Source organism: Streptomyces sp. NPDC002088 (assembly GCF_040296605.1).
In the GTDB taxonomy this organism is placed as follows: Bacteria; Actinomycetota; Actinomycetes; order Streptomycetales; family Streptomycetaceae; genus Streptomyces.
The window spans coordinates 1-1,194 of sequence record NZ_JBEOXO010000120.1 but is presented as its reverse complement, the minus strand read 5'-3'; the positions used below and the strand labels follow the sequence as shown (position 1 = coordinate 1,194).

The 1,194-nt window shown below is 71.8% G+C and carries 1 protein-coding gene; it reads right to left on the bottom strand.

Annotated elements, in window-relative coordinates; translation table 11 throughout:
• Window positions 1-1,194: type I polyketide synthase (locus tag ABT114_RS50445; protein WP_351154139.1), on the bottom strand; the 1,194-nt coding region annotated here is incomplete at both ends.

Here is a 1,194-nt window from a genome sequence, read left to right as displayed (position 1 = left end):
GCCACCGGACTCGGATGGTCGAACACCACCGTCGCCGGCAACCGCACCCCAGCCGCAGCCTGCAACCGGTTACGCAGCTCCACCGCCGTCAACGAATCAAAGCCCAGGTCCTTGAACGGACGACCCGCATCCAGCCGCGAACCATCCGCATGCCCCAGCACCACCGCCACCTGACCGACCACCAGCTCCAGCAGCAGCCCCTCCTGCTCCGCCACCGACAACCCCGCCAGACGACCGGCGAGGGTGGTGCCGGCGCCGGTGATGGCTGCCGCGCTCGTCGCGCGCCGCAGTGCGGGCCGGACGAGGCCGGCGAACAGCGGGGAGAGGGACGAACCCCCTTGGTCGGAGCGGGAGTTCACGGCGGCGGCGTTCAGCGGGGTGAGCACCAGGTGCGGCCGGTCGAGGGTCAGCGCGGTGTCGAAGAGCGTGAGGCCGAGTTCGGTGGAGAGAGGCGAGGTGCCGGCGCGGGCCATGCGGGCGCGGTCGGCATCGGCCAGATGCCCCGTCATCCCGCTCGCCTGCTCCCACAGCCCCCACGCCAACGACGTACCCGACAACCCCGAACCGCGCCGCCAGGCCACCAACGCGTCCAGGAACACGTTCGCCGCCGCATAGTTGGCCTGACCCGCCGTCCCCAACGTCCCCGCCACCGACGAGAACACCACGAACGCCGCCACATCCCCAGCCAGCCGATGCAGATTCCAGGCACCCACCACCTTCGGACGCAACACCCGCGCCAGCGCCCCAGACGTCAGGTTCTCCACCGTCGCGTCATCCAGCACACCAGCCGCATGCACCACACCCGACAACGGGAACCCCGCCGGCAACCCACCGACCACACCCGTCAACGCCTCCAGGTCAGCGACGTCACACGCCGCCACCTCCACCACCGCACCCAGCCCCCGCAGCTCCTCCGCCACAGAGACCAGCCCCGCATCCGCCGCACCACGACGGCTGATCAGCAGCAGCCGTCGCACCCCCTGCTCGGTCACCAGGTGGCGGGTGACCAGACCACCCAGCGCACCACCGGCACCGGTCACCAGCACCGTCCCGTCACCGAACACCCCGCCGGTGGCGGAGTCCTCCGAAGACGCCGGAACGGACACCCGGGCCAGCCGGGGCACGAACACCTCACCACCCCGCACGACGGCCTGGGCCTCACCCGACGCCACCAGCGCCGGCAACACCCCCACC